The sequence below is a fragment of the Micromonospora cathayae genome (genome assembly GCF_028993575.1).
GTDB lineage: Bacteria > Actinomycetota > Actinomycetes > Mycobacteriales > Micromonosporaceae > Micromonospora > Micromonospora cathayae.
In genome coordinates, this window is the sequence record NZ_CP118615.1 from 668,863 (window position 1) to 692,692 (window position 23,830).

Genomic DNA, 23,830 nt, shown 5'->3' on the forward strand with positions numbered 1-23,830 from the left:
CGCCTGACCGGCCCCGCCGGCCCGTGATCGACTCCGTTTCGCCGATGTCGGGGTGTCCGCGCGGGGGCTGACACCCCGACATCGGCGATCTGGAGTTGATCAGGCCGGCCCGTACCCCGGCGGGCGCGGCCACTGTTCCGCCTCCGGGTCCACCTGCCGGGCCGGTCCGGGCGGCACGGGTACGGCGGCCGGGGGTGCGGGGGCCGGCGGCGGAGGCACCGGGGCCGGCGGCGGAGGCGCGGAGGCCGGCGGAGGCACCGGGGCCGGCGGCGGGGGTGCGACGGGGGCCGGGGGTGGGGGTGCGACGGGGGCCGGGGGTGGCGGCCCGGGTGGGGTGTCCACGGTCGGCGGAGCGGGCGGCACCGGGGGTTCCGGGGTCGGCGCGGCGGCCACACCAGGCGGTGGGGTGGTGGCCGCGCCGGGCGGTGGGGTGGCGGCCACACCAGGCGGCGGGGTGGCGCGTGGCTGCCAGAGCCGGTCGCCGGCGATCAGGCCGCGGAAGTCGAACTGGCACTTCGGGCAGGTCCGCAGGGCCGTCTCGGCCCGCCGGTCGCCGCACCGCTGGCAGTACGTCACCACCGTCTCGTCGGCGTCCATGCCCTGACAGCGCGGGCAGGCGAAACTGGGGCCCTTGCCGTTGAGCTGCACCAGCCGCCCGGCCAGCACGTACGGCGTGACCACCGCGCTGATGCTGGTCGCCAGGTCCCGGGTGCGTCGGGTCCGTTCCTGCAACCGTTCCAGATCCGGGTTGGTGACCTTCTCCAGCCGGCAGGTGGTGCAGGTGCGCAGGGTCCGCACCGGCAGCATGCCCCGCAGCCGGGCCTGCTGGTGCAGGAAGGTCACCACCGGCACGTCCGCCGGTTCGACGGCGAACCGGGCGGCCGGGACCGGACCGGTTGCACCGGCTGTGCCGGGGGTCGAGGCGAGGTGCTCCTCGATCCGGACCACCAGCGACTGCACCTGGGCGACCAGGTTCGGCGGCATGCCGCCGGGGCGGCTCGCCACCAGGGCGCCGACCATCAGCATCCCGTCGGCCAGTTCGGCCGGTACCTCCGCGACGGCCTGCGGGGTCTCGAAGGTGAAGGTCTCCGTGCCGGCCCGGCTGACCGCCGCCCGACGCTGGGTCACGGCGTCCCCGTCGAGCAGGCGGGAGGCGTGCCGGGACAGCACCGCCCCAGCCCGGTTGGCGATGGTCGCGGCGTTCTGCATGATCGCCACGTCCCCGGGGCCGGTCTGCCGCCACCAGGGTGCGAACGCGGCGGCAGCGGCCGGGTCGAGGCGACCGAGCACACCGTCGACGGCGCTGAGGACGGACCCGAACACCTCGACGTAGACGGAGGTCAGGCCCCAGTTCCGGCCCACCTTGCCGGCCCAGCGGTCGGCCAGCAGGACGGTGATCCGGGTGCCGGTCCCGTCGGGCTCCAGCCCGATCCGCAGGAACACCGGCACCCGGGCGGCGGAGAGCGTCACCCCGCCGAGCTTCGAGCCGCGTACCGCCTCCAGCAGGCTGAGCTGTTCGGTCCGCAGGTCGAAGGCGAGGTCCCGGATGGTACGGAGCAGGTGCTGCCGGACCACGCTGGTCGGGGCGGCGGTCCGGCGGTCCGCGCCGGCGGCCAGGCGTCCGGCCTCGGCGGCGAGCACGGCCGGGTCCGGCCGGGTACCGGGGTCCGTGTCGTCGGCCCAGCTCATTCCGCGACGTCGAAGCTCGTACCGGCGTCGAAGGTGCTGCCCGCGTCGAAGCCGGTGCTGGCGTCGTACGAGTCGTAGGGGGCGACCTCCGCGACGGCGGTGTCCAGGTGGGTGCCGGCCTGGGCGGAGTAGTCGAGGGACACGTCGTAGTTGTTGCCGGCCAGGTCGGCGTGGTTGGCGGCGGTGTCGAAGGCGCTGTTGGCGATGTCGACGTTGCCGGCGGCCAGGTTCTCGTTGGCGTAGTCGACCCAGTCCTGCGCCGAGTCGGCCCACTGGTCGCCGCTGGCGGCGTGCCAGGACGACCAGTCCTGGTCGGCGGCGGCACCGGCCAACTCGTTCTCGACGGTGTCGACCACCGGCTCGGGCAGCAGCGGCTCGAACGCCGGTTCGGCCACCGGGTCGGGCAGCACCGGGTCGACCACCGGCGGGTCGTAGGTGTCGAAGGTGCCGGCGCTGACGTCCGGGACGGAGGTGTCGGCGGACAGGTAGTCGCCCCAGCTCGAATCGGTGCTCATCTCGCCCCCAGCTTTCTGCTCGTGCCACGTGCCGCACATCATGGCGACCCGCCGCCACCGCGCCCATCCCCCGTTCGGCGGCGGCCGCCCGGCAGCAGGACTGTCGCATGTGGACGAACCGGGGCCCGGGGCGGGGGTCAACGGCCGAGAGTGCTCTCCCGGGGTTCGAGCCGGTAGGGGGCGGTGAGCGCACGCGGCGGGGCGGCCCGGTCCCCCTCGATCCGGTCGACCAGCAGCTCCACCGCCAGCCGGCCGATGCGTTCCTTGTCCGGTGCGATGGTGCTCAGGGTGGGGATGGAGAAGCGACCGTCCTCGATGTCGTCGAAGCCGGCCACCGCGACGTCCCCGGGGACCCGCAGGCCGTGCTCGTGCAGGGCGCGCAGCGCGCCGAGGGCGAGGGTGTCGTTGAAGCAGAAGACGGCGTCGAACCGTACCCCGGATTCGAGCAGGCCGCGCACGGCGGCGGCGCCGTCGGCGCGGTGCCAGGCCGGGGCGGGGGCGACCAGCCGTTCGTCGTACCCGAGGCCGGCGGCGGCGAGGGCGGCGCGGTAGCCGGCGAGCCGGAGCCGCGCGCTGGCCCCCTCCGGGTCGCGCTGCGAGCCGACCGCCGCGATCCGGCGGCGACCGAGACCGATCAGGTGGCTGGTGATCTCGTGGGCGGCGGCCACGTTGTCGATCATCACGTGGTCGGCCGGGCCGGGGTCGACCCGCTCGCCGAGGAGCACCATCGGGGTGCCGTCGAGGCCGACCAGCTCGTCGGCGGTGAGCGCCAGCGGACTGAAGATCAGCCCGTCGATGAGGTGGTCGCCGATGCCGGTGGCGGCCACCCGTTCCTGCTCGCGCCCGCCGTCGGTCTGGTCGATCAGCACCGTCCAGCCCAGCTCGGCGGCGGCTACCACGACGTGCCGGGCCAGCTCGGCGAAGTAGGGGATGTCCAGCTCCGGCACGGCGAGGGCGATCACCCCGGTACGCCCCTTGCGCAGGTTCCGGGCGGAGAGGTTGGGCCGGTAGTTCAGTTCGGCGATCGCCTGCTCGACTCGCGCCCGGGTCGTCGGTCGGACATGCTGGTATCCGTTGACGACGTTGGACACGGTCTTGACGGAGACGCCGGCCTTCTCGGCCACGTCCTTCAGTCTGTGTCGCACCCGGTCAACCTCCCGACCCCGTCATGCGGGGCACTCTACCTTGTCAGAGCCTCTTTACAACGTTGCCTACAACGTTGTAGAAAGTCGGGGCACGGGCGTGACCACGGTCACTGTCCGCAGTCAAGGCGAACAACGAAAGGTGGCCCCCGGTGCGGACCGCTCAGCTGACGATCGACCCCGCCTTCACCATCGGAGCCGCCGACCGCCGGCTCTTCGGATCGTTCGTCGAGCACATGGGGCGCTGCGTCTACGGGGGCGTCTTCGAGCCCGACCACCCCGACGCCGACCAGCACGGATTCCGTACCGACGTGCTGGAGCTGACCCGCGAGCTGGGCGTCTCGGTGGTGCGCTACCCGGGCGGCAACTTCGTCTCCGGGTACCGCTGGGAGGACGGCGTCGGGCCGGCCGGTGACCGGCCGCGCCGGCTGGACCTGGCCTGGAAGACCATCGAGACCAACGCCTTCGGGCTGCACGAGTTCATGACCTGGGCCGAACGGGCGCAGGTGGAGCCGATGATGGCGGTCAACCTCGGCACCCGCGGCGTGCAGGAGGCCTGCGACCTGCTGGAGTACACCAACCACCCGGGCGGGACGGCGCTGTCCGACCTGCGCCGCAGGCACGGCGCGGAACAGCCGTACGGGGTGCGGCTGTGGTGCCTCGGCAACGAGCTGGACGGCCCCTGGCAGGTCGGCCACAAGACCGCCGACGAGTACGGCCGGCTCGCCGCCGAGACCGCCCGCGCGATGAAGATGATCGACCCGTCGGTCAGCCTGGTCGCCTGCGGCAGCTCCGGCCGGGGCATGCCCACCTTCGCCTCCTGGGAGGCGACGGTGCTGGAGCACACCTACGAGCACGTCGACTACATCTCCGCGCACACCTACTACGACCCGTCCGACGGCGACCAGGCCAGCATCCTGGCCTCCGCCGTCGACATGGACCACTTCATCCGCGAGGTGGTCGCCACCGCCGACCACGTGGCGGCCAGGCAGCGCCACCGGCGCAAGCTCCGGATCTCCTTCGACGAGTGGAACGTCTGGTACCAGTCCCGCCTCCAGGCCGACCTGGACCAGCGCGGCTGGGTGGAGGCCCCGGCGCTGATCGAGGACACGTACACCGCCGTCGACGCGGTGGTGGTCGGCGACCTGCTGATCACCCTGCTCCGGCACGCCGACCGGGTCGGGGTGGCCTGCCAGGCCCAGCTGGCGAACGTCATCGCGCCGATCCGGACCCGCACCGGCGGGCCGGCCTGGCGGCAGAGCATCTTCCACCCGTTCGCGCTCACCGCCCGGTACGCCCGGGGCACCGTGCTGCGGACCGAACCGGTCGCCCCGACGTACGAGACGAAGCGGCACGGGGACGTGCCGGTGCTGGACACCGTGGCGGTGCACGACACCGAACGCGGCGAGCTGGCCGTCTTCGCGGTCAACCGCGACACCACCGAGCTGACCCTGGAACTGGACCTGCGCGGCCTGCCGGGACTCTCCGGCCGGTCCCACCTGACCCTCGCCGCCGGGGACGACCCGACGGCGAGCAACACCGAGGCCGAGCCCGACCGGGTGACGCCCCGGGAGACCACCACCCCCACCATCGACGGCGGTCGGTGCACCGTACGGCTGCCCGCCATTTCCTGGAACGTGCTGCGCTTCACCACCCGGCCCTGACCGGGTGCCCGGCCCGGCCCGGCGTCCGGGTCGGGCCGGGGCGGCACCTACCACCCCGTCCAAGGAGACAGACAGCATGATGCGCAACGAGATGAGCCGACGACGGCTGCTGAGCCTCGGTGTCGGGCTCGGCACCGCGGCCACCCTGACCCTGGCGGGCTGCGGCGGCGACGACGAGGGGTCGACCGCGACCGGCAACGGCGGCAAGGAGTACACCGGCCCGAAGGTCGACCTGAAGCTGTGGAACGGCTTCACCGGCGGCGACGGCGAGATCTTCAAGAAACTCGTCGACACGTTCAACACCGAGCACGCCAACATCGCGGTCGGGGTCACCACGTACCGCTGGGAGGACTACTACGCCAAGCTGCCCGGCGCGGTCTCCAGCGGCGCCGGACCGGACATCGCGGTCATGCACATGGACCAGCTCGCCACCTTCGCCGCCCGGGGCGTGATCACCGAACTGGACGACGTGGCGAAGACCCTGGAGCTGACCGAGGCCGACTTCGCCCCCACCGTCTGGCAGGGCGGCCGTTACAACGACAAGCGGTACGGCATCCCGCTGGACATGCACCCGCTCGGGTTCTACTACAACAAGGCCGTCATGCAGAAGGCCGGCCTGGACCCGGAGAAGCCGCCGACCACCCGCGCCGAGTACGACGCCGCGCTGGTCGAGCTGAAGAAGTCCGGCGTGCAGGGCTTCTGGGTGAGCCCGTTCCAGTTCACCGGCGGGATGACCTTCTACTCGGTGATGCACCAGTGGGGCGGCACCCTCTTCGACGCCGACGTCGCCAAGGCCACCTTCAACTCCGACCCGGCGGTCGAGGCGTGCACCTGGCTGGTCGACATGATCAAGCAGGGGCACTCGCCGGCCAACGTCGGCCAGGATGCCGACTACCTGGCGCTCAAGGCCGGGAAGAACGCCTTCAACTGGAACGGCATCTGGCAGATCAACGACCTGAAGAAGAGCGCCGACGTGCAGTGGGGCGTCGCTCCCCTGCCGCAGATCGGCAGCAAGCAGGCCGCCTGGGCCAACTCGCACAACTTCACCATCGTCAAGCAGCGCAGCACCGACGCCAACAAGGTGGCCGGGGCGAAGGTGTTCATCAACTGGCTCAGCCAGCGCTCGCTGGACTGGGCGGCCGGCGGCCAGGTGCCGGCCCGCAAGACGGTCCGCGAGGACGCCGGCTTCAAGGCCCTCACCGAGGTCGGCGCGCTGGCCCCCGAGATCGAGTACGCCGCCTTCCCGCCCGCCGCGCCGGGCATCGGCGAGGTGCTGCTCACCTTCTACAACTCGTTCAACGAGGCCGTACTGGGCAAGAAGTCGCCGAAGCAGGCGCTGGACGACGGCGTCGCGAAGGCCGACAAGCAGCTGGAGGACAACCGCAAGAAGTACGGAAGCTGAGCCGGCCGTGGCCGACACCAGCACAGTCGGGGCGGCGCGTGCGGACGCGCCGCCCCCGGCGGCCACCCGGAAGCCCCGTTCCGTGCTCCGGCGCGGGCGGGCCGTCACCCCGTACCTCTTCCTCGCGCCGTACCTGGTCCTGTTCCTGGTGTTCGGGCTGGCCCCGGTGCTGTTCGGGGCGTGGCTGAGCCTGCACCAGTGGGACATCCAGCTGCCCAACCGGCCGTTCGTCGGGTTGGACAACTACCGGGACCTGTTCTCCAGCGACTCGGCGATCTACGGGGACTGGTGGTCCAGCGTCCGGGCCACCGGGATCTTCACGGTCTTCTCGGTGCCGCTGCTGGTGGTCGTACCGCTGGGGTTGGCGCTGCTGCTGAACGAGAAGTTCCCCGGGCGGACCTTCTTCCGGGCGGTCTACTTCGCCCCGTACGTGCTCGGGGTGGCGGTGATCGGCCTGCTCTGGCGGTTCCTGCTGGACGCCAACCTGGGCCTGGTGAACCGGCTGCTCGGCGCGGTCGGGCTGCCGGCGGACACCCCCTGGGTGACCGACGTGCCGTGGGCCTGGGTGTCGCTGGTCGGGGTGACGGTGTGGTGGACCTCCGGGTTCAACGCGGTGATCTACCTGGCCGGTCTCCAGGACATCCCACCGGAGCTGTACGAGGCGGCCCGGATGGACGGCGCGGGGGCCTGGGACCGGTTCCGCAACGTCACCCTTCCCGGGCTGCGGCCGGTGATGCTGTTCGTGCTGACCACCACGATCCTCGCCTCGGCGAACGTGTTCGGCCAGTCCTTCCTGATCACGCAGGGCGCCCCGGGCCAGGAGACCCGGACGGTGGTCTGGCGGATCGTCGACGAGGGGCTGCGGGACAACGACGCCGGCCGGGCCGCCGCGATGAGCATCCTGTTCGCGCTGGCCCTCGCCGTGATCAGCATCGTCAACTTCCGGTTCTTCCGGTACCGGGAAGACTGAGGAGGCCCCGACGTGACGACACTGCGCCGTACCGCCCGCTACGCGGTCCTGGTGACCCTGGCCCTGGTGTTCCTCGCCCCACTGCTCTGGATGGTGCTCACCTCGCTGAAGACCTCCGGGGACGCGCAGCGGATCCCGGCGGGCTGGCTGCCGGACCCGTTCTCCGGGTACGGCTACGACCGCATCCTGACCGACGCGCAGAACCCGGTGCTGCGCTGGTTCGTCAACAGCATGCTGGCCGCCACCCTGCACACGCTGCTGGTGCTGGTGACCGCGTCGATGGCCGCGTACGCGCTGGCCCGGCTGAGGTTCCGGGGCCGCCGGGCGGGTTTCGCGCTGATCGTCGGGACACTGTTCATCCCGCCGACCTCGCTGATCATCCCGAACTTCCTGATCGCCGACAGCCTGGGCTGGCTGGACACCCTGACCGTGGTCGTGGTGCCCGGCGCGGCCAGCGCGTTCGGGGTGTTCTTCCTGCGGCAGTTCTTCCTGTCCATCCCGGCCGAGCTGGAGGAGGCCGCCGTGCTGGACGGGGCGAACCAGTGGCAGGTGTTCGCCCGGGTGCTGCTGCCGCTGTCGAAGCCGGCGCTGGCCACCCTGGCGGTGCTGTCCTTCCTGACCAACTGGAACGACTTCCTCTGGCCGGTGTACGTGCTGTTCAGCCCGGACAACCTGACCCTGCCGTCCGGGCTGGGGCTGCTCCAGGGCGCGTACACCACCGACTATCCGGTGATCATGGCGGGTGCGGTGCTGGCCAGCGTGCCGGTGCTGATCCTGTTCGTGCTCGCCCAGCGGCACGTCATCCAGGGTGTGTCCCGCAGCGGGTTGAAGGGGTGACCGCCGGGACCGCCCACCGGCCGGGCACCCACCCGACCGGGTCCGGCCGGCGGGGCGACAGGCCACCGGCCGGGGCCGGCCGACGGCGGGCGGTGGCGGTGGCGCTGACCGCCGCGCTGCTGCTCACCGGGTGCGGCGGCAACGACGAACCGACCACCGATCCGACGACGGGAGCCGACATGTTCACCAATCCGGTCATCGCCACCGACGCCCCCGACCCGCAGGCGATCCGGGTCGGCGACACCTGGTACCTCTTCCACACCAACGCGCAGGGCCGCAACGTGCCGGTGCACACCTCACCGGACCTGGTCGACTGGACGCCGGCCGGGGACGCGCTGCCGGCGCTGCCCGACTGGGCCGACGCCGGCAAGACCTGGGCCCCGGAGGCGATCCAGCTGGCCCCGGACCGATTCGTCCTCTACTACACGGTGGCCGGGCGGTCCTCCGGGCGGCAGTGCGTCGGGCGGGCGGTGGCGGACGCGCCGCAGGGGCCGTACCGGGACGACTCGGCCGGGCCGCTGATCTGCCAGGCGGAGCTGGGTGGCGCGATCGACGCCAGCCCGTTCCGGGACGCCGACGGCAGTCTCTGGCTGCTGTGGAAGAACGACGGCAACGCGGTCGGCCAGGACACCTGGCTCTGGTCGCAGCGGCTCTCCGTCGACGGGCTGACCCTGGTCGGTGAGCCGACGAAGCTGCTCAAGCAGACCGAGCCGTGGGAGGGGACGCTCATCGAGGGGCCGTTCTTCTGGCGGCACGACGGGAAGCTGTACCTCTTCTTCGCCGCGAACGCCTACGACAGGGCCGAGTACGCCGAGGGGTACGCGGTCTGCGAGAGCCCGACCGGGCCGTGCGTGAAGGCCCCGGAGAACCCGGTCCTGGCCGGCAACGCCGCCGCCTCCGGCCCCGGCCACGCCTCGATGGTCGAGCACGCCGGCCGCACCTGGCTGCTCTACCACGCCTGGCCGCCGGGCCAGGAGGGCGCGATCGACCCGGGCCGGCAGACCTGGTTGGACGAGGTGGTCTGGCGCGACGGCCGGCCGGTGGTGAACGGCCCGACCGCCGGGCCGCAGCCCCGCCCCTGAGCCGACTGACGGCGGTGGCCCTTCCCCGGCCGGGGAAGGGCCACCGCCGTACCGGTCAGCCGGCGCGCTGGGCGAGCCGGTTGCGGCGGCGGCCGTAGCCGAAGTAGATGATCGCGCCGAGCAGCATCCAGGCCAGGAACCGCAGCCAGGTCTCCACCGAGAGGTTGAGCATCAGGTAGAGGCAGGCCAGCGCGGAGACGACCGGCAGCACCGGGGAGAACGGCACCCGGAACGGCCGCTCCAGGTCGGGACGGGTCCGGCGCAGGATCGGCACCGCCAGCGAGACCAGCACGAAGGCGCAGAGCGCGCCGATGCTGACCAGGTCGGCCAGCGCGGTCAGCGGCAGGAAGCCGGCGAGCAGCGCCACCACCACGGTCATCACCGCGCTGATCCGGTACGGGGTGCCGAAGCGCGGGTGCACCTTGGCGACCGCCGGCGGGATCAGCCCGTCCCGGGCGATGGCGAAGCCGACCCGGCCCATGGCGACCAGGTCGACCAGGATCACGCTGGTCAGGCCGGCGACGGCGGCGATGGAGACGAGGATGGCCGCCCAGCCGGCGCCGACCGACTCGAACGCCGACGCGATCGGGGCGCCCCGGTCGATCTCGGTGTACGGCACCATGCCGACCAGCACCAGCGAGACGCCGATGTAGAGAACGCTGGCGATCAGCAGCGTGCCGAGCAGGCCGAGCGGCAGGTCCCGGCGCGGGTTCTTGGTCTCCTCGCCGAGGTTGGCGACCGCCTCGAAACCGGTGTACGCGAAGAAGACCACGGCGGCGGCGGTGAGCACCCCGGCGAAGCCGAAGACCGAGGCGTCCATCCCGAAGATCAACTGGGTGACCGGTTGCCGGATGCCGTCCTCGCCGCTGCCGGCCTCCTCCGCCGGCGGGATGAACGGGGTGAGGTTGGTGGCCTTCACGAAGAACGCCCCGGCGATCACCACGAAGACGCAGATGGCGACCTTGACCAGGACCAGCACGTTGGTGACCCGGGCCGACTCGCGGACGCCGACGATGGCGACCACGCCGAGCAGCAGCACGATGCCGATGGCCCCGAGGTTGACCACGCTGCCCTCCTCGCCGAACCAGGCGGTCGGCAGGTCGAACAGTTCGGCGAGGTAGCCGGACCAGCCCCGGGCGACCACCGCCGCGCCGAGGGCGAACTCCAGCAGCAGGTCCCAGCCGATGATCCAGGCGACGATCTCGCCCATGGTGGCGTACGCGTAGGTGTAGGCGCTGCCGGCGGCCGGGACGCTGGAGGCCAGTTCGGCGTAGCAGAGCGCGGCGAGCAGGGCGACCAGCCCGGCGATGGCGAACGAGATCACCACGCCGGGGCCGGCGTGTTCCCGGGCCTCCAGGCCGGTCAGGGTGAAGATGCCGGTGCCGATGACGATGCCGATGCCGAACCCGGTGAGGTCACGGGCACCGAGACGGCGCTTCAGGCCGGGTCCGCCGTCCGACCCGTCCGCCTCACTCTGGGCGATCACGTCCTTGATCGGTTTGGTACGCAGCACGGACACCGCGCTCACCTCCCACCGTGCGACCACCACCGTGGCGGCCGGTGACCGGTGCTGCTACCCAGCCGCCCGGCCGGTCAACCGCCACGCGGCGTACCAACCCGGTAACGGTCCGGCGACGGTGGTGAGCTGCGGCGGGGGCGGATCGGCGGCGGGGTCTTGCGCGGAACGGGGCGGGTGTGAAAATTTTCTTCTGACGGCGAATCGCTGGCGACGAATCTTGCCGGACGGCCGCCGTACGCCCTCTGCCTGCCGAGCCCCAACGAAGGGACGCACCAGATGAAGGCACCTCGGCTCAGCGCCGCCGGGCTGGCCGTCGCGCTGCTCGGCGCGCTCGTCGCCACGCCCGCGCCCGCCACCGCCGACCCGTCCCCCACCCTCAGCACCGACACCAGCACCTGCGACACCGACCCGGCCACCCCGAAGCGGCAGTTCCGGGCGATGTGGATCTCGTCGGTGGTGAACATCGACTGGCCCACCAAGGCGTCCCAGACCGCGCCGGACCGGACCGCCGTGCAGAAGGCCGAGTACCTCGGCTGGCTCGACCTGGCCGAGCGGCTCAACCACAACGCGGTGGTGGTGCAGGTCCGGCCGACCGCCGACGCGTTCTGGCCGTCGCCGTACGAGCCCTGGTCGGAGTACCTGACCGGGGTACGCGGCCAGGACCCGGGGTGGGACCCGCTGGCCTTCCTGGTCGACGAGGCGCACAAGCGGAACCTGGAGTTCCACGCCTGGTTCAACCCGTACCGGGTCTCGATGCCGGCCCCCGGCGGCGCGGGCGCGGACGTGAACCAGCTCGCCCCGAACCACCCGGCCCGGCAGCACCCGGACTGGACCTTCGCCTACCCGCCGGCCGGGGTGGCCGGCAGCCGGCTCTACTACAACCCCGGCATCCCCGAGGTCCGCGCGTTCGTGCAGACTGCGATGCTCGACGCGGTGAAGCGGTACGACGTCGACGGGGTGCACTTCGACGACTACTTCTACCCGTACCCGAGCGGCACCCACCAGGTGCCCGACGACGCCACGTTCGCCCAGTACAACCGGGGTTTCACCGACAAGGCCGACTGGCGGCGGGACAACATCGACCTGCTGGTCAGGGAGATGGGCGAGCAGGTCAAGGCGGTCAAGCCGTGGGTGAAGTTCGGGGTCAGCCCGTTCGGCATCTGGCGGAACAAGTCGGTGGACCCGCTCGGCTCGGACACCACCGGCAGCCAGTCGTACGACATCATCTCCGCCGACACCCGCAAGTGGGTGAAGGAGGAGTGGATCGACTACGTGGTGCCGCAGCTCTACTGGTACATCGGGCAGTACCCGGCGGCCGACTACGCCCGGCTGGTGCCGTGGTGGGCCGAGACGGTGCGCGGCACGAAGGTGCAGCTCTACATCGGCCAGGCCGACTACAAGAGCGGTGACCCGGCGTACGGGTCGTTCTGGATGAACCCGAACGAGCTGTCGAACCACCTGACGCTGAACCGGTCGTACCCGGAGGTGCTCGGCAACGTGCACTTCTCCGCCGTACAGGTCAAGGCGAACCGGCTCGGCGCGACCGACATCTACGCCGCCGAGCACTACTCGAAGCCGGCGCTGGTGCCGGCCATGCCGCACCTGGCGGCGAAGCCGCTGCTGTTCCCGGTGGTCACCGGCGCGTCCCGGACCGATGACGGGGTCCGGCTGAGCTGGCGGCAGCCGGCGAACGGTGTGGGTCCGCTCGGCACGGCCACCTCGTACGCGATCTACCGGTTCGACGGTGCCGGACGGCCGGACGGCTGCGCGCTGGCCGACGCGACGCACCTGGTCGACACGGTCCGGGCCACCCCCGGCGCGGTGCAGTCCTGGCTGGACCGGACGGCCGAGCCGGGCCGGACGTACACCTACCTGGTGACCGCCCTGGACCGGCTGTCGAACGAGAGCCCGGCCGGTCCGGCACGGGTGGTCCGCTGACCTGCGCTGAGCCGACCGGCCTGAGCTGAGCCGACCTTGAGCTGAGCCGACCGGCCTGAGCTGACCTGATCCGGGCCGAATGCCCCGGGGTGGCCCGTCCACCCCGGGGCATTCGTCTGTTTCGACGCATCGATCCAAATTCGAGTGGGACTGGACCGGACATCAACCAAGATCGATAAAAACTGTTAGTCATCCGGTAACCCGCCGGAGAAAAGTTCCACCCTCGCCCGACCCCCGCGGAGGAGAAACCCCCATGCGCCGTCGCCTCACCACCATGCTCGCCGCCAGCGCGTTCGCGCTGCTCACCCTCCTCGGGGTGGCCTCACCGGCCGCCGCGGTCACCCGTGACCAGAAGCTCAGCGTGATGTACAGCTGGACCCAGACCAGCGCCAGCAGCTACAACGCCTGGAACTCCGCCCGGGTGAACCAGGGCGCCTGGTCGGCGTACGCCTTCAACTGGTCCACCGACTACTGCTCGTCCAGCCCGGACAACCCGCTCGGGTTCACCTTCAACCTGTCCTGCTACCGGCACGACTTCGGGTACCGCAACCACAAGGCGATGGGCGTCTTCACCAGCGCCAACAAGGCCCGCATCGACAGCGCCTTCTACGAGGACCTGAAGCGGGTCTGCGCCACGTACAACAGCGTCGTCAGCCCGGCCTGCTACAGCCTGGCCTGGACGTACTACCAGGCGGTGCGGGCCTTCGGGTCGATCGCCGCGGTCAGCCAGGCCGACCTCGACCGGGCCGCCAAGCTGAAGGCCGACGCCGAACGGGCCGCGAACCTGAAGACCGCCGCCCTGCGCTGAGCCCCGCCGGCCGCCGGGTCGACAGTTCGACACCCCCGCCGGCGGCCAGGTCAGTAGCTCGACGTGAACCGTGGGGAGGCGGGGGACAGGTCCGGGTGCTCCACCGCCAGGGCCAACGCCGCCGCCTCCTCCAGCCGCAACTCCACCCCCGCCCCGTAGGCGGCGTCGAACGCCGCGTCCCCCAGCGCCCGGCGTACCTCCGTCTGCCAGCGCAGCCAGTACGCCCCGAACAGGCCCGGCGTCGACCGCATCCGGGCCCGGGTGGCCTGGGCCGCGCCGAACAGCCGGGCCGCCGTCGCCGGGTCACCCCCGTCCGCGCAGCGGACCGCCAGCGCGTTCACCGTGTCACAGGCCCGGCCGTGGTAGCCGTGGCTCATCCGGGACCGCAGCGCCACCTGGAGATGCTCGTGCGCGGCGACCAGATCCCCCCGGGCCAGCGCGACCATGCCCAGCAGCATGTCCACCGAACGCTGCCCGCGCTCCACCGGGCGGGTCGACTCCACCGTCCGGGCCCGGCCCAGCAGCTCCGCCGCCTCGTCCAGCGCCCCCCGCCGCCACAGCAGCTCGGCGAGACTGTAGACGGCCAGCAGCGCCTCCCCCGCCACGTCCCGCTCCCGCGCCCAGTCGATCACCTCCCGGCAGACCCGCTCCGCCTCGGCGAACTGCCCCATGTCGACCAGCGGCGCGGCCCGACCGGCGAGCACCCGGGCCAGCAGACCGGCGTCCCCGGCCTGCCGGGCCGCCGCCTCGGCCCGCTGCGCGAACCGCAGCTCCTCGGCGAACTCACCGTCCGCGCCGGCGTGCAGCGAGTGCATGTGGTACGCCGCCGCCAGCTCCGCCTCCGGGATCCGCTCACCGGTCTCGGCGATCCGCCCGTACAGCCGGAACAGCCAGAGCCGCCCCTCCCGGGCCAGCCCGCGCTCCCGCCACCACAGGTCCATCCCGCCGGCCAGCCGCAGCCCGTCCCGGGCACTGCCCCCGGTCGCCGACCAGCGCAGCGCCGCCCGCAGCTCACCGGCGAGCGGGTCGAGCGAGTACAGCGACAGGGTCACCGGCTGCCCGTCCGGGCCCAGGTGCGCCCGCCGCAGCATGTGCCGCGACCAGGCCACGTGCCGGTCCCGGACGACCTGTTCCTCACCGGCCGCGGCCAACCGCCGGGCCGCGTACGCCCGGATCGGGTCGAGCATCCGGTACGTGCTGCCCGAGGCGCTCGGCTCGGCCAGGATCATCGACTTGTCGACCAGTACCGACAGCGGCCCGAACGGGTCCTCGTCGAGCAGCCACTCCACCGCCGCCAGGTCCACCGGGCCGGCGAACACCGCCAGCCACCGCAACAGCCTCGCCGACCGGGGCCCCAACGTCCGGTACGACCAGGTGACCGTGGCCTGCATGGTGGCGTGCCGCTCCACCGTCGACCGGGTCGAGTCACCCAGACCCGCCTCCGGGCGCAGCTCGACGGTGTCCTCCTGCCCACCGGACCAGGAGCGGGGCGGGGCCGGCTCGTCCCGCCCCGCGTCCAGCGCGCCCAGCACGTCGGCCAGCCGCTCGGCGAGCTGCCCCGCCGACAGCACCCGCAGCCGGGCCGCGGCCAGCTCGATGGCGAGCGGCAACCCGTCCAGCCGTTGCACCACCCGCCGCAGGTCCCCCACCTCCGCCGGCCCGGGACGCCGGCCACCCCGGGCGGCCGTGGTCCGGTCCAGCAGCAGGGCCACCGCGTCGCTCTCCCCGCCGCCCGGCGCCGGGTCCACCGACAGCGGCGGGATCCGCCACACCGCCTCGCCGGGCAGCCCGAACGACTCCCGGCTGGTGGCCAGCACCCGCACCCCCCGGGCCCCGGTGAGCAGCCGCGAGATCACCGCCGCGGTGGCGGCCGGCTGGGCGTCACAGGTGTCCAGCACCACCAGCATCCGGCGGGTCGCCGCGTACTCGACCAGGGTGTCCATGATCGGGCGGCCCGGTTCCGGCCGCAGCCCGAACACGGCGGCCACCGCGAACGGCACCAGCCCCGGGTCGGTGACCGTGGCGATGTCGACGAACCACACCCCGTCCGGGTACGCCTCGACCAGGCCGGCGCACAGCTCCACGGCCAGCCGGGTCTTGCCCGCCCCGCCCGCGCCCAGCACCGTGACCAGGCGGTGCCCCGCCATCAGCCCCTCCAGTTCCACCCGCTCGGCCTCCCGGCCGACGAACGAGGTGACCCGGGTGGGCAGGTTGTGCGGGGCCGCGTCGGCCGTCCGGGGACGCGGGAACTCCCGCTCCAGCCCCGGCGCGAGCACCTGGAACAGCCGTTCCCGGTCGTCGAAGCCGCGCAGCTTGTGCAGCCCCAGGTCGAGCAGGGACGTACCGGCCGGCAACGGCTCGGCGTGCCGTACCGTCGCCGCCGAGCAGAGCACCTGACCGCCGTGGGCGGCGGCGGCGATCCGGGCCGCCCGGTGCACCTCCGGGCTGGCGTACTCGCCGTCGCGTGGCTCCGCGTACCCGGTGTGCAACCCCATCCGGACCCGGGGGGCCGACTCCGGGGTGGGCCAGTCGTGTCCGGCCAGGGCCCGCTGCGCGGCCAGGCAGGCGGCCACCGCCGCCGCCGCGTCGGCGAACGCGATGAAGAAGGAGTCCCCCTCGGTGAGCAGCTCCGCGCCGTCCGCCTCGGCGAGCGTGTGCCGCAGCAGCCGGCGGTGCTCGTGCAGCACCGGACGGTAACCGGCACCGAGCATCCGGGCCAGCCGGGTGGAGCCCTCGATGTCGGTGAACAAGAAGGTCACCCACCCGCTCGGGAGGCGGATCCGTGGCGACATGCGTGGAACCTCCGCCCCTGACGTCGCCGGCCATGCTGCCCTATGTCGAAGCCGTCACGCATCGTGAGAACGGCCGGACGGGAACGACCGCAAGGTACCGCAACATACCGACAGGGGCTCGGTGTCAGCAGCCGCAACCGCCGCCGCAGCAGCCCCCGCCGGGGGCGGCACCACCGCCGACCGGGCCGGCACCACCCCGGCCGGTCACCGCGACAGTGGACAGCAGCTTGACCGTGTCGTCGTGGCCCTGGGGGCAGGCGGCCGGATCACCGGCCTGCGCCATCGGCCGGTTGACCTCGAAGGTGGCACCGCAGGCGCGGCAACGGAACTCGTACCGGGGCATGGCACCAGGGTACGACCGGACCTGACGCCCACGCCGACATGGGTAATACTCGACGGGTGGCGGACGGCGGAGACAGCATGCGGACCCGGCCCCTGCGTCCGGCCGTGCCCCCGGACGGGCCGCTCGCCTCGTCGGGTGCCGCGCCGGAACCCGCGTCCCGGGCGGGCGCCGGCCGGCTGGTGCCCCGGCCGCGTCACCCGGTGCCGACCGACGCGATCCGCCCCGGCGGGCCGCAGCCCGCCGGCTCCGACCCGCCACCCGCCACCCCGACCGACGCCGACCCGCCGTCCGCCGGGCCGACCGGTGCCGGTCCCACCCCGGCCGGGGTCGCCGCAGCCGGGGCGAAGACCGACAGCCCGACCACGGCCGACGACGCGAAGACCGGACCGGACACCGCGACGGCCGACGCCGCGAAGGCGGACGACGACAAGACGAAGGTCGACGACACCAAGGTCGACGACACGAAGACGAAGGTCGACGTTCCGGCCACCGACATCTCCGGCGATGCCACGAAGGACGCCGCACCGACGGACACCCCCGGCGACGCCGGAAAGGACGCCGGGCCGGCGGACACCTCCGGCGACGCCGGGTCGACCGGCAAGGTTGGCCGGGCCGGGCGGCGACGGTACCGGGTGCCCTTCGCGCACGCCGTCCGGCTGCCTCCGCCACGCCAGGCCGCGGCGGGCGCGGTCCGGGCGACCCGGGCCTGGTCGAAGCGGCCCAGCGGCCGGGTGGCCCTGCCCGGCCTCCTCCTGCTCGGTCTGGTGTCGGCGACGGCGGCGGCCGGTGCGCTGCTGGTCCCGGGAGCCGCCCGCGATCCCCGCCCGGTCGCCGAGGAGGCCAGCGCCAGCGCGCCCGCCGGGCCCACCGTCGCCGCGACCCTGCCGGGCGGGGTCGTGCTCCCGCCGGGCGCGACGCCGCTGCCCGGCCAGCCCACCCCGGGCGGGGTGGTCGCTCCGGTGCCGACCGGCCGGCCCGCCGACGCGCTCGCCGACTGGGCGCGTACCACCGGCGCGAAGGTCGGCATCGACCCGGTCGCCATGCAGGCGTACGGCTACGCCGAGCTGGTGCTCGCCCAGACCACCCCCGGTTGCGCGCTGAGCTGGACCACGATCGCCGCGATCGGGTACGTCGAGTCCCGGCACGGCCGGGCCAACGGGGCGACCCTCCTGCCCGACGGACGGGCCCTGCCGGAGATCATCGGTGATCCGCTGGACGGCAACGGCGGCCGGATGCGGATCATGGACACCGACCGTGGGCTGCTCGACCGGGACACCACCTACGACCGGGCCGTCGGGCCGATGCAGTTCATCCCGACCACCTGGAAGGAGATCGGCGCGGACGCCGACAACGACGGCGTGGAGAACCCGCACGACCTGGACGACGCCGCCCTCGCCGCCGGCAACTACCTGTGCAAGGGCGGACGGAACATGACCGTCCCCGGCGACTGGTGGGGCGCGATCCTCTCCTACAACGACGTCCGCCGGTACGCGCAGGACGTCTTCGACAAGGCCAACGAGTACGGTGTGGCCAGCCGGCCCTGAGCCGACCCCACGCGCCCGAAAGACGTGAATACTTCCCCCGGGCGGTGGTTGCCGGCAAGCTGTACGGGTGATGGTGCGCGAGTGGGACCCACGGACCGCGTCGTCCGCCGAGATCGCGTCGCTGTTGGACACGCTGAACGCGGTGCTGGCGGCCGACCTGCCCGACGATCCGCCGTGGCGGGAGGTGTCGCTGCGCGAGTACCTCGCCGAGGTGATGCCGGGCGAGCGGCGGATCTCCTGGGTGGCCCAGGCCGAGCCGGCCGCCGACGGGACGCCCGGCAGGATCGTCGGGCACGTGCACGTGCTGCTGCTCGGCGACATCGGCGTGCTGGAGGTGCTGGTGCACCCGGACGCCCGGCGGGACGGCCTCGGCAGCACCCTGGTCCGGGTGGCCGCCCGGCGCGCGTACCAGGAGGGTTTCCAGTCGCTCGGGGTCGAGGTGGTCGGCGGCACCCCGGCGGTCGGTTTCTTCGAGGCGCTCGGTTTCACCCGGGACTATGTGGAGACCCGCAGCGTGCTGCCGCTGTCCTCGGTGGACTGGCCGGCCCTCGGCGAGATGGCCACCGGCATCGGCGCGGGCTACCGGATCGAGTTCTGCCCGGGTGGGCCGCCGGAAGACCTGATCGAGTCGTACGCGCGGGCGAAGGCCGAGGCCCGCGACGTCGCCGACGGTGACCTGCGGCCCAGCTCGTACGACCCGCAGCGGCTCCGGGACAGCCTGGACTGCCTGCACCGGCGGGGCATGAAGCCGTACATCGTGTTCGCCATCCACGAGCGCACCGGCGAGGTGGCCGGGCTGACCGAGGTGGTGGTGCCGGCGCAGCACCCGACCCGGGCCGACCAGTACGACACCATCGTCCGCGAGGAGCACCGGGGGTACGGCATCGACCGGGCGATCAAGGCCCGGATGTTGCTGGAGTTGCGCGCGGTCGAGCCGGAGCTGACCGAGGTGCAGACCTGGAACGCCCAGTCCAACGAGGCCATGCGCCGGGTCAACACCGAGCTGGGGTACCGTCCCGATCGCCAGTGGTGCGAGTACGGTGCCGACGTGGCGGAGCTGGTGCACCGGTTGGACGCCCAGGCGCGCTGACCGACTGTTCACCGGACCGTCCCACCCGGGGGATGGACGCCGTACCGCATCGACGCCTAACGTGCGTGTGTTTTCCCTGTCCACCCCTCGTGGAGGCCCCATGCGCCCGCGCCGCACCCTTGCCGCGCTCGCGACCGCCACCGCCGTGACCACCGTCGCGGCGCTCGGTGTCGCACCCACCGCGGCCAGCGCCGCGCCCACCGATCTGTTCATCTCCGAGTACGTCGAGGGCTCGTCGAACAACAAGGCGATCGAGCTGTTCAACGGCACCGGTTCCGCCATCGACCTGACCGCCGGCGGTTACCAGCTCCAGCTGTACTTCAACGGCTCCACCACGCCCACCAACCTGGCGCTGACCGGCACGGTCGCCGCCGGTGACGTCTTCGTGTTCGCCAGTTCGTCGGCCAACGCGGCGATCCTCGCCCAGGCCGACCAGACCACCGGCGCGAGCCTCTACAACGGTGACGACGCGATCGTGCTGCGTAAGGGCACCACCGTGCTCGACTCGATCGGCCAGGTCGGGGTCGACCCGGGCACCGAGTGGGGCAGCGGGCTGACCAGCACCGCCGACAACACGCTGCGCCGGCTCCCGTCGGTCACCGCCGGCGACACCGACCCGTCGGACGCCTTCGACCCGGCCGCGCAGTGGGCCGGCTTCGCCACCGACACGGTGGACGGGCTCGGCACGCACTCGGTCGACGGGGGTGGCCCGGTCGACCAGCCGGCCACGCTGACCTGCGGCCCGGCCCTGGTCACCGCGGCCGGCACGGCGGCCACCCGGGAGGTCACCGCCGTCGACGCCGACGACACGATCGTCGACCTGGCGGTCACCGCGGTCACCCCGACGCCGTCCGCCGGCACGATCAGCCGGACCGCGTTCACCCCGGCCGACGCGGTGGGCGGCACCGCCCGCGCCACCGTCACCGCCAGCGCCGACCTGGCCGGCGGGGCGTACACGGTCACCCTGACCTCGACCGACGCGGACGGCGGCACCGCCACCTGCGCGCTGGCCGTGCAGGTCACCCGGGAGCTGACCGTCGGGGAGGTGCAGGGCCCGACCACCGACGCCGAGTCCGGTCCGGCCGACCGGTCGCCGCTCGCGCCGGCCTCCGGCAACGGCACCAGCAGCACCCTGTACGACGTGCGGGGCGTGATCACCCAGCGGACGCTGGCGCGTACCTCGGCCGGGGCCGAGCAGCACGGCTTCTTCCTGCAGAGCCGGGCCGACGCCACCGACGGCGACCCGACCAGCTCGGACGGCATCTTCGTGTTCATGGGCACCTTCACCTCGCTGATCGGCGGCTACGTGCCGACCGTCGGCGACGAGGTGGTGCTCCGGGCCCGGGTGTCCGAGTACTTCACCATGACCCAGCTCTCCGGTGCCTCGCTGGTCCGCAAGATCGCCTCCGGGCTGGACGTGAACAGCGTCGTCGAGGTCACCGACGCGGTGCCGCCGGCCGACCTGGCCGCCGCCGAGCGGTTCTGGGAGCGGCACGAGGGGGCCCGGCTGCGGGTCCGTGCCGGCAGCGCGGCGATCAGCGGACGGAACGTCTTCGCCTCCACCTTCGACGGGGAGACCTGGCTGGTGGACCGGGACGACCCGCTGCTGGACCGGGCCGACCCGTACGCCCGCCGGGTGTTCCGGGACGCGCACCCGCTGGACAACGACCCGACCCGGACCTTCGACGACGGCAACGGCCAGCGGATCATGCTGGGCAGCATGGGCGTCAAGGGTGCCACCGGGGACAGCACCGCGCTGCTCCCGCCGACCCGGACCTTCGACACCCTGACCGGGGACGCGTACGGCGCGCTCTACTACTCGTTCGAGAAGTACGGCGTGCAGGTCGAGCAGGCCGCCTTCACCGCCGGTGCCGACCCGTCGAAGAACAACCCGCCGCGGCCGGCGAAGCGGTCCGAGGAGATCGCCATCGCCGCGTACAACGTGGAGAACCTGTACGACCACCGGGACGACCCGTTCGACGGCTGTGACTTCACCGGCAACGCCGGCTGTCCCGGGGTGAGCCCGCCGTTCGACTACGTGCCGGCCAGCGAGGCCGACTACCGGGAGCACCTGGGCAACCTGGCCGACCAGATCGTCACCGACCTGCACTCGCCGGACCTGATCCTGGTGCAGGAGGCCGAGGACCAGGACATCTGCTCCGTCTCCGGTGGGCAGTTGGTCTGTGGGGACACCAACGACGCCGACGGCGCGCCGGACACCCTCCAGGACCTGGCGCTCACCATCGCCGCCGACGGTGGCCCGGCGTACGCCGCCGCGTACGACCGGACCGGCGCGGACGCCCGGGGCATCGTCGCCGGGTTCCTGTACCGCACCGACCGGCTGTCGCTGGCCGGGGCGACCGCCACCGATCCGCTGCTCGGCTCCTCGCCGACGGTGCAGTACCGGTCGGCGGGGCTGCCGTCGAACGCCGACGTGCAGAACCCGAAGGCGCTGAACGCGGTGCTGCCGGCGGACACCGACACCTCCACCGGCAAGGACGGCAACAACGTCTTCACCCGGGCCCCGCAGCTCGCCAGGTTCACCGTGAAGGCGACCCCGGGCGGCAGCGAGTCGTACACCCTGTGGGCGCTGAGCAACCACTACTCGTCCGGGCCGGACAGCCGGGTCGGGCAGCGCACCGAGCAGGCCCGGTACGGCGCGGCGATCGTCACCGCGATCGAGGCGTCCGACCCGCACGCCCGGGTGGTGTACGGCGGGGACCTGAACGTCTTCCCCCGCCCGGACGACCCGATCGCCACCGGCGCCAACCCCACCCCGTCGGACCAGCTGGCCCCGCTGTACCAGGCGGGCCTGCACAACCTCTGGGACGACCTGGTGGCCGACGTGCCCTCGTCGGCGTACTCGTACAGCTTCGAGGGGCAGGTGCAGACGCTGGACCACCTGTTCGTCAACGACGCGCTGCACGCCGACCTGGTGCAGGTACGGGCGGCGCACATCAACGCCGACTGGCCGGCCGAGCACAGCGGGGACGGGTCGCGGGGTTCCAGCGACCACGACCCGCAGGTGGCCCGGTTCTCCTCGAAGCCGTCGCTGAGCGTGGCGGACGTGACGGTGACCGAGGGGAACAAGGGCGAGACGCCGGCCACCTTCACGGTGACGGTGTCCCGGCCGCTGTCCCAGGCGGTGGTGCTCTGCGCCACCACGCTCGGCCTGACCGCGCAGTCCGGCCAGGACTACACCGGGTACGCGGGCTGCCGGACGCTGGCCGCCGGCCAGGCGTCGGTCGAGTTCACGGTGGCGGTCCGGGGTGACCGCAAGCGGGAGGCGGACGAGACGTTCGCCTTCGTGGTGGCCGGCTGGCCGGGTCTGGAGCTGACCGACCCGATCGCCTTCGGCACCATCGCCAACGACGACTGACCGCTTCCGGCCTGATCACGGCCCGCCGCCCACCCCGGGCGGCGGGCCGTCGCCGTCCCGGCCGGCCGCCGCCCGTCCCGGTCCCGCCCGGTGGAGCCTCTCGGGGCCGGGCGGGACGGGGTCGGTCAGTAGCTCTGGCGGAGCAGGCGGGCGGCCTCGACCGCCCAGTAGGTGAGGATGACCTGCGCGCCGGCCCGGCGGATCGAGGTGAGCGTCTCCAGCATCACCTGTTCCCGGTCGACCCAGCCGTTCGCGGCGGCGGCCTCGACCATGGCGTACTCGCCGGAGACCTGGTAGGCGGCGACCGGGACGTCCACGGCGGCGCGGACCGCGGCCACCACGTCCAGGTAGGGCAGCGCCGGCTTGACCATCACCAGGTCGGCGCCCTCGGCGACGTCCAGCTCGACCTCGCGCAGCGACTCACGCAGGTTCGCCGGGTCCTGCTGGTAGGTGCGCCGGTCCCCGTCCAGGCAGGATTCCACCGCGTCCCGGAACGGGCCGAAGAACGCCGAGGCGTACTTGGCGGCGTACGCGAGCACCGCCACGTCGGTGTGGCCGGCGGCGTCGAGCGCCCGGCGTACCACGCCGACCTGGCCGTCCATCATCCCGGACGGCCCGACCATGCCGACCCCGGCGTCGGCCTGGGCCACCGCCATCTCGGCGTACGCGGCCAGGGTGGCGTCGTTGTCCACTCCCCCGTCCGGGGTGAGCAGCCCGCAGTGCCCGTGCGAGGTGAACTCGTCCAGGCACAGGTCGCTCATCACCACCGTGGCGTCGCCGACCTCGGACACCACGTCCCGGATGGCGACGTTGAGGATGCCGTCCGGGTCGGTGCCGCCGGAGCCGGTGGCGTCCCGGGTCGCCGGCACCCCGAACAGCATGATCCCGCCGACGCCGGCCTGGACCGCCTCCACCGCCGCCTTGCGCAGCGAGTCCCGGGAGTGCTGGAGCACCCCGGGCATGGCGGCCACCGGCCGGGGTTCGGTCAGCCCTTCCCGGACGAACATCGGCAGGATCAGCTCGGCCGGGGCGACCCGGGTCTCACTGACCAGCCGCCGCACGGCCGCGGTGCGCCGCAGCCGGCGGGGCCGGATCTCGGGGTACGGCACGGGAGCC

At 73.1% G+C, this 23,830-nt stretch carries 17 protein-coding genes; 10 read left to right on the forward strand and 7 right to left on the reverse strand.

Going from position 1 to position 23,830, the window contains the following annotated elements:
• Positions 1–99: 99 nt before the first annotated feature.
• The 3 genes from PVK37_RS03115 to PVK37_RS03125 all read right to left on the reverse strand — a co-directional run bounded on the left by PVK37_RS03115 (position 100) and on the right by PVK37_RS03125 (position 3,349).
• Entirely contained in the window at positions 100–1,689 is a 1,590-nt protein-coding gene (locus PVK37_RS03115) for a hypothetical protein (protein WP_275032165.1), read from the reverse strand.
• Complete coding sequence (locus PVK37_RS03120) at positions 1,686–2,204, reverse strand: hypothetical protein (protein ID WP_275032166.1); 519 nt, start codon at positions 2,202–2,204, stop codon at positions 1,686–1,688. Before PVK37_RS03120 ends, PVK37_RS03115 begins: the two co-directional genes overlap by 4 nt.
• Positions 2,205–2,341: 137 nt before the next feature.
• Positions 2,342–3,349 (reverse strand): LacI family DNA-binding transcriptional regulator, encoded by a 1,008-nt coding sequence (locus PVK37_RS03125; RefSeq protein ID WP_275032167.1) that lies wholly within the window; start codon positions 3,347–3,349, stop codon positions 2,342–2,344.
• Positions 3,350–3,498: 149 nt separating this feature from the next.
• Here PVK37_RS03125 and arfA point away from each other — a divergent pair, with 149 nt between their 5' ends.
• The 5 genes from arfA (at position 3,499) to PVK37_RS03150 (ending at position 9,301) form a co-directional block, all read left to right on the forward strand.
• Positions 3,499–5,010, forward strand: a complete 1,512-nt coding sequence (gene arfA / locus PVK37_RS03130; protein ID WP_275032168.1) for an arabinosylfuranosidase ArfA — start codon at positions 3,499–3,501, stop codon at positions 5,008–5,010.
• Between the two features lie 76 nt (positions 5,011–5,086).
• Positions 5,087–6,412 carry an ABC transporter substrate-binding protein gene (locus PVK37_RS03135; RefSeq protein WP_275032169.1) on the forward strand — a complete coding sequence of 442 codons (1,326 nt, stop codon included), beginning with the start codon at positions 5,087–5,089 and terminating at the stop codon, positions 6,410–6,412.
• Positions 6,413–6,419: 7 nt separating this feature from the next.
• Entirely contained in the window at positions 6,420–7,382 is a 963-nt protein-coding gene (locus tag PVK37_RS03140; protein WP_275032170.1) for a carbohydrate ABC transporter permease, read from the forward strand.
• 12 nt (positions 7,383–7,394) lie between these two features.
• The gene (locus PVK37_RS03145) at positions 7,395–8,219 is read left to right on the forward strand and encodes a carbohydrate ABC transporter permease (RefSeq protein ID WP_275032171.1); all 825 of its coding nucleotides are present in this window, start codon (positions 7,395–7,397) and stop codon (positions 8,217–8,219) included.
• Complete coding sequence (locus PVK37_RS03150; RefSeq protein ID WP_275032172.1) at positions 8,216–9,301, forward strand: glycoside hydrolase family 43 protein; 1,086 nt, start codon at positions 8,216–8,218, stop codon at positions 9,299–9,301. The genes PVK37_RS03145 and PVK37_RS03150 overlap by 4 nt, the downstream gene beginning before the upstream one ends.
• A gap of 55 nt (positions 9,302–9,356) precedes the next feature.
• On the opposite strand, the gene PVK37_RS03155 is transcribed toward PVK37_RS03150, so the two are convergent.
• The gene (locus tag PVK37_RS03155) at positions 9,357–10,829 is read right to left on the reverse strand and encodes an amino acid permease (protein ID WP_275032173.1); all 1,473 of its coding nucleotides are present in this window, start codon (positions 10,827–10,829) and stop codon (positions 9,357–9,359) included.
• A gap of 267 nt (positions 10,830–11,096) precedes the next feature.
• Here PVK37_RS03155 and PVK37_RS03160 point away from each other — a divergent pair, with 267 nt between their 5' ends.
• Together PVK37_RS03160 and PVK37_RS03165 are read left to right on the forward strand one after the other, a co-directional pair.
• Positions 11,097–12,758 (forward strand): glycoside hydrolase family 10-like protein, encoded by a 1,662-nt coding sequence (locus tag PVK37_RS03160; RefSeq protein ID WP_275032174.1) that lies wholly within the window; start codon positions 11,097–11,099, stop codon positions 12,756–12,758.
• Positions 12,759–13,011: 253 nt separating this feature from the next.
• The gene (locus PVK37_RS03165) at positions 13,012–13,566 is read left to right on the forward strand and encodes a phospholipase (RefSeq protein ID WP_275032175.1); all 555 of its coding nucleotides are present in this window, start codon (positions 13,012–13,014) and stop codon (positions 13,564–13,566) included.
• 50 nt (positions 13,567–13,616) lie between these two features.
• Here PVK37_RS03165 and PVK37_RS03170 read toward each other — a convergent pair whose 3' ends face one another.
• Together PVK37_RS03170 and PVK37_RS03175 are read right to left on the reverse strand one after the other, a co-directional pair.
• Positions 13,617–16,358: an ATP-binding protein gene (locus PVK37_RS03170; RefSeq protein WP_275032176.1), complete on the reverse strand. Its 2,742-nt coding sequence runs from the start codon at positions 16,356–16,358 to the stop codon at positions 13,617–13,619.
• Between the two features lie 124 nt (positions 16,359–16,482).
• On the reverse strand, positions 16,483–16,701 hold the full coding sequence (locus PVK37_RS03175) for an FmdB family zinc ribbon protein (RefSeq protein WP_275032177.1): 219 nt from the start codon (positions 16,699–16,701) through the stop codon (positions 16,483–16,485).
• A gap of 77 nt (positions 16,702–16,778) precedes the next feature.
• Here PVK37_RS03175 and PVK37_RS03180 point away from each other — a divergent pair, with 77 nt between their 5' ends.
• The 3 genes from PVK37_RS03180 (at position 16,779) to PVK37_RS03190 (ending at position 22,714) form a co-directional block, all read left to right on the forward strand.
• Positions 16,779–18,245 (forward strand): lytic transglycosylase domain-containing protein, encoded by a 1,467-nt coding sequence (locus tag PVK37_RS03180; protein ID WP_423790994.1) that lies wholly within the window; start codon positions 16,779–16,781, stop codon positions 18,243–18,245.
• A gap of 70 nt (positions 18,246–18,315) precedes the next feature.
• The gene (locus PVK37_RS03185) at positions 18,316–19,335 is read left to right on the forward strand and encodes a GNAT family N-acetyltransferase (protein ID WP_275034930.1); all 1,020 of its coding nucleotides are present in this window, start codon (positions 18,316–18,318) and stop codon (positions 19,333–19,335) included.
• 100 nt (positions 19,336–19,435) lie between these two features.
• Entirely contained in the window at positions 19,436–22,714 is a 3,279-nt protein-coding gene (locus tag PVK37_RS03190) for a lamin tail domain-containing protein (protein ID WP_275032179.1), read from the forward strand.
• 125 nt (positions 22,715–22,839) lie between these two features.
• On the opposite strand, the gene hemB is transcribed toward PVK37_RS03190, so the two are convergent.
• Positions 22,840–23,823: a porphobilinogen synthase gene (hemB, locus tag PVK37_RS03195; RefSeq protein ID WP_275032180.1), complete on the reverse strand. Its 984-nt coding sequence runs from the start codon at positions 23,821–23,823 to the stop codon at positions 22,840–22,842.
• Positions 23,824–23,830: the final 7 nt, after the last annotated feature.